Source organism: Bhargavaea cecembensis DSE10, assembly GCF_000348905.1.
Taxonomy (GTDB): Bacteria; Bacillota; Bacilli; order Bacillales_A; family Planococcaceae; genus Bhargavaea; species Bhargavaea cecembensis.
The window spans coordinates 50,063-64,287 of record NZ_AOFT01000001.1 but is presented as its reverse complement, the minus strand read 5'-3'; the positions used below and the strand labels follow the sequence as shown (position 1 = coordinate 64,287).

Annotated in this window: 17 protein-coding genes; 8 read left to right on the top strand and 9 right to left on the bottom strand. The window is 56.6% G+C overall.

Going from position 1 to position 14,225, the window contains the following annotated elements; genetic code table 11:
* Positions 1-62 precede the first annotated feature (62 nt).
* A complete protein-coding gene (locus tag C772_RS00315; RefSeq protein WP_008296471.1) occupies positions 63-1,592 on the bottom strand; it encodes a solute symporter family protein in 1,530 nt (509 codons plus the stop codon).
* A 2-nt stretch (positions 1,593-1,594) separates the two neighbouring features.
* Positions 1,595-1,972 (bottom strand): DUF485 domain-containing protein, encoded by a 378-nt coding sequence (locus C772_RS00310; RefSeq protein WP_008296470.1) that lies wholly within the window; start codon positions 1,970-1,972, stop codon positions 1,595-1,597.
* Positions 1,973-2,267: 295 nt separating this feature from the next.
* Between C772_RS00310 and C772_RS00305 the strand changes: the two genes are divergently transcribed.
* Positions 2,268-2,573 (top strand): DUF3243 domain-containing protein, encoded by a 306-nt coding sequence (locus C772_RS00305; protein WP_008296469.1) that lies wholly within the window; start codon positions 2,268-2,270, stop codon positions 2,571-2,573.
* A gap of 241 nt (positions 2,574-2,814) precedes the next feature.
* On the opposite strand, the gene pcp is transcribed toward C772_RS00305, so the two are convergent.
* The 6 genes from pcp to C772_RS00275 all read right to left on the bottom strand — a co-directional run bounded on the left by pcp (position 2,815) and on the right by C772_RS00275 (position 7,441).
* The gene (pcp, locus tag C772_RS00300; RefSeq protein WP_008296467.1) at positions 2,815-3,435 is read right to left on the bottom strand and encodes a pyroglutamyl-peptidase I; all 621 of its coding nucleotides are present in this window, start codon (positions 3,433-3,435) and stop codon (positions 2,815-2,817) included.
* Between the two features lie 5 nt (positions 3,436-3,440).
* The gene (locus C772_RS00295; protein WP_152419654.1) at positions 3,441-3,860 is read right to left on the bottom strand and encodes a PaaI family thioesterase; all 420 of its coding nucleotides are present in this window, start codon (positions 3,858-3,860) and stop codon (positions 3,441-3,443) included.
* Between the two features lie 124 nt (positions 3,861-3,984).
* A complete protein-coding gene (locus tag C772_RS00290; protein ID WP_008296465.1) occupies positions 3,985-5,133 on the bottom strand; it encodes a bifunctional cystathionine gamma-lyase/homocysteine desulfhydrase in 1,149 nt (382 codons plus the stop codon).
* Positions 5,096-6,058: a PLP-dependent cysteine synthase family protein gene (locus C772_RS00285; protein WP_008296463.1), complete on the bottom strand. Its 963-nt coding sequence runs from the start codon at positions 6,056-6,058 to the stop codon at positions 5,096-5,098. The genes C772_RS00290 and C772_RS00285 overlap by 38 nt, the downstream gene beginning before the upstream one ends.
* 47 nt (positions 6,059-6,105) lie before the next feature.
* On the bottom strand, positions 6,106-6,747 hold the full coding sequence (locus C772_RS00280) for a class I SAM-dependent DNA methyltransferase (protein ID WP_008296462.1): 642 nt from the start codon (positions 6,745-6,747) through the stop codon (positions 6,106-6,108).
* A gap of 259 nt (positions 6,748-7,006) precedes the next feature.
* Positions 7,007-7,441, bottom strand: a complete 435-nt coding sequence (locus C772_RS00275; protein ID WP_008296461.1) for a hypothetical protein — start codon at positions 7,439-7,441, stop codon at positions 7,007-7,009.
* Between the two features lie 116 nt (positions 7,442-7,557).
* On the opposite strand from C772_RS00275, the gene hisC reads away from it, so the two are divergent.
* Positions 7,558-8,619, top strand: coding sequence for a histidinol-phosphate transaminase (gene hisC, locus C772_RS00270; RefSeq protein ID WP_008296460.1), 1,062 nt, complete (start codon positions 7,558-7,560; stop codon positions 8,617-8,619).
* Positions 8,620-8,671: 52 nt separating this feature from the next.
* Here the strand turns inward: hisC and hisJ are convergent, their stop codons facing one another.
* The gene (hisJ, locus tag C772_RS00265; RefSeq protein ID WP_008296459.1) at positions 8,672-9,448 is read right to left on the bottom strand and encodes a histidinol-phosphatase HisJ; all 777 of its coding nucleotides are present in this window, start codon (positions 9,446-9,448) and stop codon (positions 8,672-8,674) included.
* Positions 9,449-9,546: 98 nt separating this feature from the next.
* Between hisJ and C772_RS00260 the strand changes: the two genes are divergently transcribed.
* The 6 genes from C772_RS00260 to C772_RS00235 are packed head-to-tail and all read left to right on the top strand — an operon-like array spanning position 9,547 to position 14,202.
* Positions 9,547-10,374: an ATP phosphoribosyltransferase regulatory subunit gene (locus tag C772_RS00260; RefSeq protein ID WP_008296458.1), complete on the top strand. Its 828-nt coding sequence runs from the start codon at positions 9,547-9,549 to the stop codon at positions 10,372-10,374.
* 60 nt (positions 10,375-10,434) lie between these two features.
* Positions 10,435-11,037, top strand: coding sequence for an ATP phosphoribosyltransferase (hisG, locus tag C772_RS00255; protein ID WP_008296457.1), 603 nt, complete (start codon positions 10,435-10,437; stop codon positions 11,035-11,037).
* On the top strand, positions 11,038-12,285 hold the full coding sequence (gene hisD / locus C772_RS00250) for a histidinol dehydrogenase (RefSeq protein WP_008296456.1): 1,248 nt from the start codon (positions 11,038-11,040) through the stop codon (positions 12,283-12,285).
* The gene (gene hisB / locus C772_RS00245) at positions 12,285-12,857 is read left to right on the top strand and encodes an imidazoleglycerol-phosphate dehydratase HisB (protein WP_008296455.1); all 573 of its coding nucleotides are present in this window, start codon (positions 12,285-12,287) and stop codon (positions 12,855-12,857) included. The genes hisD and hisB overlap by 1 nt, the downstream gene beginning before the upstream one ends.
* Complete coding sequence (gene hisH, locus C772_RS00240) at positions 12,854-13,501, top strand: imidazole glycerol phosphate synthase subunit HisH (RefSeq protein ID WP_008296454.1); 648 nt, start codon at positions 12,854-12,856, stop codon at positions 13,499-13,501. Before hisB ends, hisH begins: the two co-directional genes overlap by 4 nt.
* Positions 13,498-14,202, top strand: coding sequence for a HisA/HisF-related TIM barrel protein (locus C772_RS00235; protein ID WP_008296453.1), 705 nt, complete (start codon positions 13,498-13,500; stop codon positions 14,200-14,202). The genes hisH and C772_RS00235 overlap by 4 nt, the downstream gene beginning before the upstream one ends.
* Positions 14,203-14,225 lie beyond the last annotated feature (23 nt).

Sequence of the window (14,225 nt, the reverse complement as noted above, 5' to 3'; positions counted from 1 at the left end):
TCGCAAAGATAAAAGCCGCTCCTGCCGGATTTTCCGGCGGGAGCGGCTTGTTTTGTATGGTGTTATTCACGGTATCCGGTGTTCGCGCGTACCGACACCTCTGCAAAGCGGCGTGCGTCCGCTTCTTTCGAAAGGACGGTTCCGAGCCAGCCGCCGAGGAAACCGAGCGGCACGGAGACGATCGCCGGGTTCGTCAGCGGGAAGAGCGGCTCGCCGACGAACATCGCGGCACCGGCTTCCGGCGACAGGACGTTCGGGCTCACTGCCACGAGCACAAGTGCCGAGACAAGGCCGAACAGCATCGCCGTGAGGGCACCCGTTGTGTTGAACCGCTTCCAGTAGATCGTGTACAGGATGACCGGAAGGTTCGCGCTGGCCGCCACGCAGAAAGCCAGCGACACGAGGAAGGCCACATTCAGTGACTGTGCGCCAAGCGCCAGGAGAATCGAGAAGACCGATACCCAGAGGGATGCCTGGCGGGCAGCCTTCATCTCCTGCTGCTGGGTGGCTTGTCCCTTTTTGATGATCTGGCCATAGATGTCATGCGCGAATGCCGAGGCACCCGTCAGGACAAGGCCGGCCACTACTGCAAGGATCGTTGCGAATGCCACGGCCGAGACGAATGACATCAGCAGGTCCCCGCCGAGCGCTTCCGCTAGAAGCGGTGCGGCCATGTTTCCGGCAGAGTTTGCCGCCACGATGGCCTCATGGCCGACAAACGCTGCCGCACCAAAGCCGAGGAAGATGGTCAGGATATAGAAGATCCCGACGATCCAAGTCGCGGTGACAACGGAGCTGCGCGCCGTTTTGGCATCCTTGACCGTGAAGAAGCGCATCAGGATATGCGGCAGGCCTGCTGTCCCGAGGACCAGTGCCAGCATGAGTGAAATCGTATCAAGCGGTACCGTATACTTCAGGCCCGGCTGCAGGAACGCTTCACCGTGTGCGGTGGCCGTCTTGACCTCGCTGAACATCGTCATGATGCTGAAGTCAAAGCGGGCAAAGACGAGCACCGCGATTACGACGGTACCGAGCATGAGCAGGACCGCCTTGACGATCTGTACCCAGCTTGTTGCCGTCATGCCGCCGAACAGGACATAGATGGTCATCATGACACCGACAATGAGTACGGCGATCCAGTAAGGAATTCCGAACAGAAGCTGAATCAGCGCACCTGCGCCGACAAGCTGTGCAATCATATAGAAAATGACGATGGTGATCGTGCTGAAAGCCGCAGCCGCACGAACCTTTTTCGCGTCGAAGCGGGAATTGATCATATCAGCCAGCGTATACTTCCCGAGGTTCCGGAGCGGTTCCGCCACCAGGAACATCACGACAAGATACGCGATCAGGAAGCCGATGGAATAAAAGAATCCGTCAAAACCGAAAAGTGCGATCATCCCGGCAATCCCGAGGAATGAAGCGGCGGACAAGTAGTCACCCGCTATGGCAAGGCCGTTTTGCCAGCCGGTGAGTCCCCCGCCGGCCGTGTAGAACTCGCCCGCGGTGGTCGTGCGCTTGGCTGCCCACCACGTGATGAACAATGTAAGAAGTACAATAGATAAAAACAGGACTATGACTGTTGTGCTCAAGCTTATCCCCCCTTGATCTCTGTCTCGATAATTTCATCCGCGTCCTTGTCGAATTTATGGAACTTCCTGACGTACACCGTGCAAAGAACCCACGTCATGATGAACTGGGCGACCGCATAGATCCAGGCCCAGGATATGTCACCAATCGCAGGCCTCTCCAGTACATTTGTATACGATGTCAGGATCGGCAAGGCAAAGTAGAACACCATAAAGAAAATCGTCAATGGCAAGACGAACTTCTTTTTCTTCTCCAGCAGCGTCCTGAACCTGCTGCTTTCTGCGACCCGTACAAAGTCAACATCCGCCTTTCGGTCCGGCGCTTTCTGCCGCTCCTCCTTCGGAACAGCCTGCCCCTCGGTGTAAACGCTTCCAACCTTCATGATTGATTCCCTCCTTCTCTATCCATCGGAATAATAGGTTCATTGTAGAATAGGAGGAATAAATATTCAAAAGGTTTTTATCATTCTGTTAAAAATGGTAGTTTAGTCATAACAGATTTTGTAATTCCATTGTCGGGAACAGACTTTCATGACTTTCAGACACGGAAAAAAGGCACGGGACAGCATTCCGGGACGTCAGAACACTATAACTCTCATTCTGCATCATACGAGAGTTTGAGTTGGTCAGGACCGGGAAATACTGATTAGAAGACTGAAATCTGAAAGGAGCCCCTTCATGGACCAATTCAAGAATCAGATTGAAAACCAGATGCAGGATTACGATAACGAGGAAAAAGACCAGATTCTCGAGAACTTTAACCGCTTCAAGCAATTCCTCTCGCACAAGGTGGATAAAGGCGAAAAGATGGGAATGAGCGAAGAACAGCTTGCAAAAGGTGCCGAAATGGTCGCCAATTACCTCATGAAACATGAAGAACCCCGGAACCGCGAGGAGCATCTGCTCCAGCAGCTGTGGAAAGTCGCCGACAAAGAACAGCAGCACACACTCGCCCATCTTCTCGTCCGCTTGGTTCAGCAATAACGATCGTGATCTCCGCTGCACAGACTGCTCCCGGAAGCAAAGTGAATGGTTGAAAAAAGCGGCATTCCCCACTGATCGGGGAACGCCGCTTCTTGCTATTCAAACAATTGGATACCGGGGTCTTTTCCCATCCGCACAAGCATCGAATGAAGCTGTCCGCGGTGGTGCGCCATGTGGGTAACAATTTGTATGAGCCAGCCAAAACGGGTATTCAAGATGATGAAAGATACGGCTGCAAGCCTCATTCAACCTTTGATACCCCTGCAATAACCTCCAGGCAGATCCTGACTCCCCGCAACAGGTCCCCGTGGCTCCAGCTCGGGATTTTCCCGTGACGGATGGCCAGTTCGTGCGATGCAGGAATATGAATAAAGCCGGACTTCATTTTCGGTTTCTCCGTTTTGGCGTAGTGAAGCCCGGCGTACATGACGTTGTTGCACAAATACGTGCCGGCTGTGTTGGAGATTTCAGCCGGGAGACCGGCTTCAAGCAGTGCATCGGCCATGCCGCGGACAGGAAGCGTCGAGAAGTAGGCGTCTGCCGCCTCTTCTTCAATCGGCTCGTCCACCGGACTGTGCCCCTCATTGTCTGCCGCCCCGTCCTTCACGTTCACTGCAATCCGTTCAGGAGTGATTTTGTACCGGCCGGCAGCCAGCCCGAGGGAAACCGTGACGTCCGGTTCCACTTCGCGGATGACCCCGATCAGCCTGGCGGACGCCTTGGCAAAGTCGACCGGCAGGATGCGGGTGCAAATCTGATAGTCTCCGACTGTGGTCCCGTCCAGCTCTTCCGCAATCCGCATCGTCGGATTCACAGGATAGTCGAGAAACGGTTCAAAGCCCGTGAGCAGAATCGTTTTCATATACATCACTTCCTTGTCGTGGATACTTTGAATGTGGCAGTGGCATAGCCGATCATCTCCCCTGCCTGGTTATACAGTTTTCCTTCCATCAGGACGGTACTCCGGTTTTGGTTGATCAGTGCCGCGCGCGCGGTCATGGATTCCCCGATGAGCGGCTTGAGGAACTGGGTCTGCATCTGGATCGTCACAGGAGCTTCAAAGCCCATCTGGCGGATTTTCAGACCCATCATCGTATCGAGAACGCTCATATAAACGCCTCCATGCACCGTGCTCTGGACATTATCCAGCTCCTTTTTATATGGAAGGTACAGTTCGACATCCTCTTCATCCAGCCTGGTGATCCGAAGGCCGAGATGCCGGAAAAATTCGCTCGTTTCAAAATCCGCGCGGACGCGGTCCAAGTCGGTTGCAATCATGTTGTCCATGTCCATACCCCTTTGTCTGCTGAATTGAATAGTCCCAGTATACCACTTCAACCTGCCCCGGTTGGCGGACCATCATACAAACAGCGGAGACCGCTCCGGGGAGGGTCTCCGCTGTTTTGTTCACTCACACATGGATTTCGCTGGTGGCCATTGCCTGCTCCAGGTCTTCGATCAGGTCCAGGGGATCTTCCAGGCCGACTGAGATCCGGACCAGCCCATCCTCGATGCCCAGCTCATGGCGGCGCTCCACAGGAATGGAAGCATGCGTCATGAGGGCAGGGATGGAAATCAGGCTCTCGACCGCTCCCAGGCTCTCTGCCAGCGTGAAGTAGCGGACCTTTTCCAGCAGCGACAGCGCCTTTTCCTGGCTCTCAACCGTAAAGGAAACCATTCCGCCGAATCCGCCCGCCTGTTTTTGATGCACATCGTGGCCCGGATGGTCCGTCAGCCCCGGGTAGTATACCTTCCCGACTGCCTCATGTTCCGTAAGGAAGCGCACGACCTGTGCGGTGTTTTGCTCGATCTCCTCCATCCGGATGCCGAGCGTCTTGATGCCCCGGATCAGCAGCCAGCTGTCATGGGGTGCCAGCACCCCTCCGGTGGAGTTCTGGACAAAGTGCAGCTCTTCTCCAAGCTGTTCGTCTTTCGCGACGACAAGCCCCGCGACGACGTCGCTGTGCCCGCCCAGATACTTGGTCGCGCTGTGCAGGACAATGTCCGCGCCGTGCTCGATCGGATTCTGCCAATACGGGGTGCTGAATGTGTTGTCGACAATCACTTTCAGTCCGTTTTCTTTTGCGATTCCGGAAATGGCCGCCAGGTCCGTCACTTTCAGGAGCGGATTGGTCGGGGTTTCCACGAAGATCGCCCTGGTTTCCGGACGGATTGCCTGTCTGACCGTTTCCGGGTCACTTGTATCGACGAACGATACTTCAATTCCGAAACGGCTGAAGATCTTGTCCATCACCCGGAATGTCCCGCCGTAAACATCATCTGTCACGAGGAGATGGTCCCCGGACCTGAACAGCTGGACGGTTGCCGTGATGGCCGCCATCCCTGATGCAAAAGCGAACCCCCGCGCGCCGCCTTCCAGATCAGCGATCAGCTGTTCCAGTGCTTCCCTTGTCGGATTGCCCGTGCGCGCGTATTCGTACTTGAAGTTGCCGACTCCATCCTGCTTGAACGTGCTGGCCTGGTAGATCGGGATCGAGACTGCTCCGGTATAAGGGTCCCGGCTAACTCCGCCATGAATTAACTGCGTTTTCTTCCTCATGTTTAATCACCTCTTCATATATTCCGCTGCTGATATAGCGTTCGCTGCTGTCCGGGAAAATGGTGACGATATTCATTCCGGGGCGTGCTATGGCCGCCTCTTTCAAGCTGGCGGCAAGGGCCGCCCCGGAAGAACTGCCGACGAGTAGCCCTTCGTTTCTTGCGGCTTCCCTCAATCGGGAAAACGCCTCCTCGTCCGAAATGGTGTGGATCGCGTCAAACAGCCCCCGATCGATGAACGGCGGAAGGAAATCCATGCCGATTCCCTCCGTTTTGTGGGAATGCGACGGGCCGCCATTCAGGATGGAGCCTTCCGGTTCGACGATGACGCATTTCACATTTCCGAGACGGTCCTTCAGATACTTCGACGTGCCGGTAAACGTCCCTCCGGACCCGGCTCCCGCGACAAAGACATCGATTTTGCCGTCCAGGCCCTCCACCAGTTCAGGCCCCAGACTTTCGTAGTAAGTCTCAGGGTTGGAGGCGTTCTGGAACTGCCCCGGACAATAGGATCCGGGGATTTCTTTAAGCAGCTCCCCGGTCTTGGCGATGGCGCCCTCCATTCCGAGTTCAGTCGGGGTATTGATCACTTCAGCCCCGAGTGCCCGCATGAGTGTCTGCTTTTCCACGCTGAACTTCTCGGGTACCACGAAGATGGCGCGGACACCGTAGCGGATGGCGGCTATTGCGAGGCCGATCCCGGTATTACCGGCGGTCGGCTCGATGACCGTGCCGCCCTTTTCCAGCTTCCCTTCCCTGAAAGCCTGACGGAGCAGATACTGTCCGAGGCGGTCTTTGACGCTGCCGCCCGGATTCATGAATTCCAGCTTGGCAAACAGCCTCACGCCGTCCGGCAGCGGGAACGAATTGATTTCCACCAGCGGGGTATTCCCGATGAGCTCGTGGACATTCTTTGCGACATTCATTTGGATCCTCCTTTCTGCGATGGTCTTTGGGATTCTGCAGGCTGGCGTCAGCTCTTTTTTACTGCCTCGATCAGCCAGACAAAGCCGTTCTTCCGGGTAAATTCAACATCGAAGCCGATTTCTTCGAAAAATCCGGTCAGGACCGGGATGGTCGTGTAGTATTCGGTCTTCAGATCCTGCGCCAGGCGGGTATAGTTTTTGTCCGAGGCATCCCGGATCATCTTCTCTTTCGCCTCTTCATCGGCAAACACCGTATCTGCAAACACGATTTTCCCCTGCGCACTGAGCAGTTCGTGATAACGGGAGATCGCAGTTCGTTTATCTTCATCGGTCAGGTGATGGAAGGCATAGGTGCTCACGATCGTATCTGGCGACCGTTCGGTAACCGGGAAATCGATGAAGTCCCCTTCGAAGACAGTCAGTCCGGGCAGCTTCTGTACCGAGATTTTCCTCATTTCCCCTGACGGTTCATATCCGATCAATTCCTTGCCTTGGCGGAGAATCCGCTCCGACAGATTGCCGGTCCCCACCCCGAATTCCAGGATCAGGCCCTCTGCTTTGTCCGCGACGGACTGAAGAATGTCCTCATAATGGGCAAACACCTCCCGGTACTCCGGATCAGTGCCCGCCACTGTATCGTCATAGGTTTTGGACCAGTCATCAAACAGCTTGGTGAATTCGGATGCCATCCCCAAACCTCCTTTTCTGATTGCTTTACTAAGAATTATAGTATGGCAACAATTTAACCTTTGTTCCTGAAAATAGCAAGAGGGACAAAAGATTTATTTCTGGAAAAGCTTGTGAAGGTACGGTTCAGGGTCACCTACCGGGCAACAGAAGAGATTCGTACCATGGCCAGCCGGATCTCACCTAAATAGAAAGAAGCGGAGACCGCGCTTGGCCTCCGCTTTGCGATGAATCCGCGATTGGGAGCGGGGATGAAGAAACTCAGATTTTCGTTTCTTCAATCAGCCCCTCGTCGCCGGATATGATTTTTAAAAGTCCCTGGTTCTTGATCAGTACGGTTTTGTAGGCGGGCTTTTCCCCGTCCATGAAGAGCAGTACCCGGTTTCCGGGATTGTCATTGGCGACACGGATTTCATAGTCTTCCGGGGTGAAGTGCTCGTTCGCATGTTCCAGCTCTTCATATCCCGATGGATCACTGACCGGCTGGGCATGGTCAACTTCCTGGGCGTGAATCTTGTGTTCTCCCGGTATCCGTTCCTGATTCTCCGTGCCTTCAGTTGCAAGGCTCCTGACTTCGCCGTCAGCCGTCTTCTCCTCCGCCGCCTGCTGCACCGCCGCCTCGTCAGGGTTCTCCTGCCCCGTGCAGGCGGAAAGCAGTAAAGCCGCGGCACCGATGAGGAACAGATTCTTCTTCATTTTCAGGCATCCCCCTTTCACTAACCTGTTCTTTACCCCGTCATGCCGTTGACAACACCTTCAGTATCCGTTAACTTTATCGTAGTAAATCACTAAAGTGACAGGGAGCGATCGGAATGAGCAGATTCTGGAGTGAAATGGCCCGGCGGACGGAACCTTACGTTCCCGGCGAGCAGCTGAACCGGACCGATATCATCAAGCTGAATACAAACGAAAACCCCTACCCGCCGGCGCCGGGCGTTACAGAGGCGATCCGGGAGGCGGCACAGGGGCTTCGGCTGTATCCGTCCCCCACTGCCGATTCCTTGAGGCAGGCCATCGCAGAAACGGAAGGGCTCAAACCGGAACAGGTCTTCACGGCAAACGGTTCCGATGAAGTCCTGGCATTTTCCTTCATGGCCTTTTTCAATCCGGGAAAAGCCATCCGCTTTCCTGATATCACCTACAGTTTCTATCCAGTCTATTCGAATCTGTTCGGCGTGCCATTTGAGGAAGTGCCGCTCCGTGACGATTTCACACTGGATACAGAGGCATTCTCTGAAGCTGATGGGGGTGTCATCCTGCCGAATCCGAATGCCCCGACCGGCATTTACGAACCGCTTGACGGCATCCGCCGCATCCTCCAGGGCAATCCCGACCGCGTCGTCATCATTGATGAAGCCTATATCGACTTTGCCGGTCCGTCGGCAGCCACACTGATCAGCGAATTCGATAACCTGCTGGTCGTCCGGACGACCTCCAAGTCAAGATCGCTGGCAGGTCTGCGTGTAGGCTACGCGCTCGGCCAGCCTGAACTGATCGAAGGACTTGTCCGGATCAAAGACTCGTTCAACTCCTACACGACTGACCGGCTTGCGCAGGCAGGCGCGGAGGCGGCGTTCAGGGATGCGGCCTACTTCGAAGAGACAACCGCAAAAATCATCGCGACCCGGGGCCGCTCCGTGATGCGCCTTGCCGAGCTCGGATTCACCGTCCTTCCGTCCTCTGCTAACTTCCTGTTCTGTACGTATCCGGAAGCAGACGCCGGAGTGCTGTACGCCGACCTCAAATCCCGCAACATCCTCGTCCGCCACTTCGGCAAGCCGAGGATCAAGGACTATCTCCGGATCACTGTCGGAACCGAGGAAGAGATGGACAAACTGTTCAGAGCGCTGGAAGAAATTTTGGAGATTAAATAACTCAAAAGCAAACGGCAAGGCCAGCTGGCCTTGCCGTTTTGTCATGTCATTCTCATATGAATCCGCTGCCCACGTCCTCAGGCGAATGGGCGTCCGAGCCGGTCTGCATGTTCAGTCCGAGCCGGTGCGCCTCCTCCACCATCCACGGTTCCGGATACGTCTCCGCGTAATCCGGCTTCCGGAGCCCCGCGTGGTTAAAGTCGAGCACATATCCGCTAGCGGCCGCTTTTTCCAGGATTCCCGCCCAGTTGACAGGGTCGGCCACCGGCTTGATGCGTCTACGGAATTTGTGGATCAGGTTGATATGGCCGAGCACCGGCGGGTTCACCTCGCCGAACGGCATTTCCGCAGCCTTCTCCATTGCCTTGCCGTAGGCGTCGTATAGATGTTCCACTCCGACTTCCTCCGCCTTCTCAGCGAAGGCATCCGCACTGTAGTCGAGGCAGAACCAGCTGCCTCCTGCCTGAATGAAATGCACGCTCAGGATGGAATGTGCGGCGGCTTCCCTGTGCTCCTCGAGAAAGCGCCGGGTCTCCTCTTCGAATCCTTCTATATAATCCACCTCGAAACCGCAGCGCACATCCACCCGCCCGGCGTATTCCCGGCGCAGCCTCGCACCTTCTTCCAGATAAGCGCGGACATCCTCCGGCCGCATCGCACTGTCTTTTTCCGGCACCGGATCCGTGAAACCTTCCGGAAGCGGTGCGTGCTCGGTAAAGACGAGAACGTCAATCCCCTTCCGCTCCGCCTCATTCACATACTCCTCCATCGCCGCGCCCGTGCCATGCGGGCAGTACGGCGAATGGACATGTCCGTCAATGATCGTCATGCTCATCCCCCTATTGCAATTCTGAATTCTCTATGCTATTATTTCACCTATCTACTACTTTATCATGATAAAGTAATGAAGTGAAGAGGTGTCCACGAATGACTTCATTCATCTATAATCCCGCACTGATCCGCCAAAAGCAGCTGGAAGTCGAGTTCCTGTCGTTTTTCCACGGAAACGGCTTTGACATCATCGACCTGCCTGTCGTGGAAACGTTTGACTGGCCGGCCATGACGGAAGACGATCTCCGGCTCATGCCACAGCGTGAGTCCTGGGTACAGAACGGGACCGTCCACGCGCTCCGGCATGACTGGACCAATGCAATTGTGCGCTATCTCCATAAGTACAAGATCGACGCGGAGCGTGCGGTCTACTCCGGCCCGGTATTCCACTCCGGTTCGGAGACCCGTCAGCTCGGCATGGAAGTGTTCTCGGAAAGCACCGCACGCCAGCAAGAGGGACTGTCTCTGATGATCGGTTTCATGGATGAGCAAATGAACGATCGCCCAAGGACAGCTGTCATCAGTCACTATGCGCTTCTCCCGATGATACTCGGCGAGGAGAAGGTCGCCGACCCGGCGATCCAGCGTGCGCTGTCCCAGCGGAGCACCTCCGCGCTTCGCCAACTGCTCGGAGATCACCCGCTGCTCGACCTGATCAGCGACCAGCCGGAAGCTCAGGTCCATAAGCTCCGCTCTGCATTCCCGGAAATCCGGAAGGTACTGGGCGAACTGAGCGGCTGGGAGGAAACCCTTCGTGAAGCCGGCATCGAGGCGGTCTATCCCGACATCACCGCCCTCCCGTCGCAATCGTACTACGACGGCGTGTTTATCCGGCTCTATGGCTCAGGACGCACGACACCAATTGCATCGGGCGGCCAGTACACTGCCCGCTCAAAAGCATTCGGCATGGGGATTTTCTATTAATTTCAAGGCTCGATCCGCAGACTCCTGCAGGAAGCAGCCAATCAGACAAAGGATGATTCCATGATTACCATTGCACTTTCAAAGGGCCGCCAGCTAAAGGATTTCCTTGCTTACCTGGACCAAAACGGCCACCCGCGCTGGCACGGTGCGCTAAAGGCGGCACAGCGCGAACTGCTCGTTGAGACAAGCGGCATCCGCTTCCTTCTTGTAAAGGGTGATGACGTGCCGACCTACGTGGAGGAAGGCATCGCGGATCTCGGCATCACGGGAAGCGATATCCTCGCCGAATACAACGCGGACGTGAACGAACTGCTGGAACTGCCGTTCGGCTACTGCCACTTCGCGATTGCCTCGAAGGAAGAACTCCCGGAATACGGGACGATCGCCACAAAGTACGTGAACTACTCCCGCTCCGTCTTCGAGCGGTCCGAAAAGCCCGTCAAGATCATCAAGCTGAACGGCTCGGTCGAGCTTGCTGCCGTCATCGGCATGGCCGATGCGATCGTCGATATTGTCCAATCCGGCGAGACCCTCCGGATGAACGGCCTCCAAGAACGCGTCCGGCTCGATGAAATCAGCGCACGGCTGATCGCGAACAAGCATGCGTTCTTTACAAAATCGGCCGAAATCCGCTCATTCATGAATGAATTGAAGGTGAACTGAATGCAGACCGCACAGCAATTCAAACAATCCTACCGTCCTGCCGGTCAGGACGATTATGACATTTCCGGCCGCGTTCTGGACATAATCCGGGACGTCCGGCAAAACGGGGACGCATCGCTTGCCCGCTATACCAAGCAGTTTGACGGTGAAAACGCGGAAGTCCGTGAAATCCCCGCCGATGAACTGAAAGCGGCATTTGAGTCGATTCCGGAAGCACTCCGGGATGCCCTCATTGCCGCCAAGGAAAACATCGAAGCGTACCAGTCCAAGATCAAATGGCAGCCGGTCGAACCCGAGGGCTTTTATCCCGTGCTCCACCCGATCGGCCGGGTCGGCATCTACGTGCCCGGCGGCAAGGCGAACTATCCGTCGACGGTCCTCATGACGGCAGTCCCCGCGAAAGTCGCAGGTGTCCGTTGCATCACCGTCGTCACCCCGCCTCCGGGCAACCCCGCTACGCTTGCCGCGTGCCACCTGTGCGGCATCGACCATGTGTATACGGTCGGCGGCGTCCAGGGAATCGCCGCGCTCGCGTACGGTACGGAAACGATCGGGCGGGTCGATAAAATCTGCGGACCGGGCAATGCTTACGTCGCGATGGCAAAAAAACTGGTCTACGGCGACGTCGGCATTGATTCCGTCGCAGGACCGAGCGAGCTCGCAATCGTTGTGGACAAATCGTCGAATGCCGAATGGGCGGCGCTCGACCTGCTTGCACAGGCCGAACATGACGAGCAGGCACGCACCTATCTGATCTCGCTGGACCAGGAAAAGCTCGAAGAAGTCGGACGGCTCGCCGACCAGTTTGCAGAAGAAGCGCCGCGGAGCGAAATCATCAAAAAGAGCCTCGCGGACAACCACTGGGCAATCCTTGCGGAAAACCGCAGCGAAGCGGTCGAACTTCTGAATTTCATCGCTCCGGAACACGCGGCCGTGCAGACTGAAGATGCCGACAGCTATGCGGAAGATGTCACCCATGCAGGCGCCCTCTTTGTCGGCGGATATTCCCCGGAAGCCATCGGAGACTATTCCGCAGGGCCGAGCCACGTGCTCCCGACCGGCGGCAACGCCCGCTTCCAGTCGGGCCTGTCCGTGAACGATTTCCTGACGGCGAATGCGGTCATCCGCGTTGACCGGGCGGACTACCGCCGCTATGCCGAAGCCGGAATCCCGATTGCCAGGGCCGAAGAACTGTATGCACACGCGGCTTCGATGGAAGCCCGACTGAACGGAGGAAATGAAGACTGATGGCAAGTTATGAACGCAAGACCAAAGAAACCGAAATCCGCATGGAACTCAATAAAGGAACCGGCGAATCCAGCATCGCAACCGGCGTCGGGTTCCTCGACCACATGCTGACGCTGTTCGCTTTCCACTCCGGACTGGAAATCGACGTGGAAGTGAACGGGGATACCCAGGTCGACGACCACCACACAACAGAGGACACGGGCATCGTGCTCGGGAAGCTTCTCCGTGAAGTGATGGGCGACAAATCCGACATCCGCCGCTACGGCACATCCTATGTCCCGATGGACGAGACACTCACCCGCACCGTCATCGATATCAGCGGACGCCCGTACCTGAGCTTTAACGCGGAGATTTCCCGCGAAAAAGTCGGCTCGTTCGATACCGAGCTGACCGAAGAATTTTTCAGGGGCCTCGTCATAAACGCCGGTCTTACCGTCCACATGGACCTGATCCGCGGCGGCAACGCCCATCACGAGATCGAGTCGTTCTTTAAATCGTTTGCCCGTGCGCTGCGCGAAGCGATGCAGCCGGGCGACGGGCGGCTCGCTTCAACAAAGGGGCTTCTTGCATGAACACGCGGGAAACAGCAACAGCCGGCCTGACTGATGGCCGCCGCATCGCCATCGTCGACTACGGACTCGGCAATGTCGCAAACGTCCGGCGTGCACTGGAATTCCTCGGCCACCGGGTGGAACTGACGAAGGATCCTGACGTGCTCCGCAGAGCGGATGTCCTGATTCTCCCGGGTGTCGGCCACTTTGCCGATGCGATGAAGCGTCTGGAAGCAGACGGGCTCATCCCGCTCCTGGCCGAACTCAAAGAGGAAAAGCCGCTTGTCGGCATCTGCCTCGGCATGCAGCTTCTGTTCGGGCACAGCGAGGAAGGCGATGCGGACGGACTCGGGTTCATCCCCGGTGCCATCACCCGGATCGAGACCCGCCTCCCCGTCCCCCACCTCGGCTGGAACGCACTTGTGAGCGAACGTCCTGAGCTGGACGGCAAGGACATGTACTTTATCCATACCTATAAAGCGGCACCCGGTCCGGACACGGTCGCGACAGCCGACTATGGCGGCGAGACCGTCACGGCCATTGTGCAGCGCGGACAGCTGATCGGCATCCAGTTCCATCCCGAAAAAAGCGGGGATGCGGGACTCGTGCTGCTGCAGCAGGCCGTAACCGGAGGGTTTAGAGAGAAAGAGGAGGCATCCGAATGATCGAGATCTGGCCGGCGATAGACATTATCGATTCACAGAACGTCCGCCTGACTGAAGGCGATTATGATACAAAAGCGGCGATGGGCCGCACCCCGCTTGAAGCGGTGGCCTTTTATTCCGGACAGCCGCGTGTAGGGCGCATCCACACCGTCGACCTGATCGGCGCGAAAGAGAAAAAGCCCGCCGAGATGGACCTGTTCCGCGACATCATCAAGGCGACGGAACTCCCGGTCGAAATCGGAGGCGGCATCCGCTCCGAGGAAACGATCCGCGAGTATCTCGACATGGGCGCGGGCTATCTGATCATCGGCACGAAAGGATTGACCGAGCCTGACTGGCTGATTGAAATGAGCCGGAAATACCCGGGCAAGCTGATGCTCGGACTGGACGCCCGCGGCGACAAAGTGGCCCTGAACGGCTGGCTCGAGACCGCAGAGACCACCGTCTTTGAAATGCTCGAACGCCTGGACGGCGCGGAGATCGGCGGCGTCATTTACACCGACATCGCCCGCGACGGCCGCATGGAAGGCCCGAACGTGGAGATGACCGGCAAATTGGCGAAGACTTCGAAATGGCCGGTCACCGCATCCGGAGGAGTCCGGAACGGCAGCGACCTCGCTGCTCTTGAAACGGAAGGCGTTTTTGCTGCGATTGTCGGGAAAGCGGCGAATACGGATGAGTTTTGGGAGAGTATCCGGTGAGGGTTCGGCAGGCTGAATGACGA

Coding starts and splice junctions, on each gene's coding strand:
- hisB (WP_008296455.1), top strand. CDS start 12,285: ATGGCAAGTTATGAACGCAAGACCAAAGAAACCGAAATCCGCATGGAA.
- hisJ (WP_008296459.1), bottom strand. CDS start 9,448: ATGACGATCATTGACGGACATGTCCATTCGCCGTACTGCCCGCATGGC.
- C772_RS00305 (WP_008296469.1), top strand. CDS start 2,268: ATGGACCAATTCAAGAATCAGATTGAAAACCAGATGCAGGATTACGAT.
- C772_RS00280 (WP_008296462.1), bottom strand. CDS start 6,747: ATGGCATCCGAATTCACCAAGCTGTTTGATGACTGGTCCAAAACCTAT.
- hisD (WP_008296456.1), top strand. CDS start 11,038: ATGCAGACCGCACAGCAATTCAAACAATCCTACCGTCCTGCCGGTCAG.
- C772_RS00285 (WP_008296463.1), bottom strand. CDS start 6,058: ATGAATGTCGCAAAGAATGTCCACGAGCTCATCGGGAATACCCCGCTG.
- hisG (WP_008296457.1), top strand. CDS start 10,435: ATGATTACCATTGCACTTTCAAAGGGCCGCCAGCTAAAGGATTTCCTT.
- pcp (WP_008296467.1), bottom strand. CDS start 3,435: ATGAAAACGATTCTGCTCACGGGCTTTGAACCGTTTCTCGACTATCCT.
- C772_RS00275 (WP_008296461.1), bottom strand. CDS start 7,441: ATGAAGAAGAATCTGTTCCTCATCGGTGCCGCGGCTTTACTGCTTTCC.
- C772_RS00295 (WP_152419654.1), bottom strand. CDS start 3,860: ATGGACAACATGATTGCAACCGACTTGGACCGCGTCCGCGCGGATTTT.
- C772_RS00260 (WP_008296458.1), top strand. CDS start 9,547: ATGACTTCATTCATCTATAATCCCGCACTGATCCGCCAAAAGCAGCTG.
- C772_RS00235 (WP_008296453.1), top strand. CDS start 13,498: ATGATCGAGATCTGGCCGGCGATAGACATTATCGATTCACAGAACGTC.
- C772_RS00290 (WP_008296465.1), bottom strand. CDS start 5,133: ATGAGGAAGAAAACGCAGTTAATTCATGGCGGAGTTAGCCGGGACCCT.
- hisH (WP_008296454.1), top strand. CDS start 12,854: ATGAACACGCGGGAAACAGCAACAGCCGGCCTGACTGATGGCCGCCGC.
- C772_RS00310 (WP_008296470.1), bottom strand. CDS start 1,972: ATGAAGGTTGGAAGCGTTTACACCGAGGGGCAGGCTGTTCCGAAGGAG.
- hisC (WP_008296460.1), top strand. CDS start 7,558: ATGAGCAGATTCTGGAGTGAAATGGCCCGGCGGACGGAACCTTACGTT.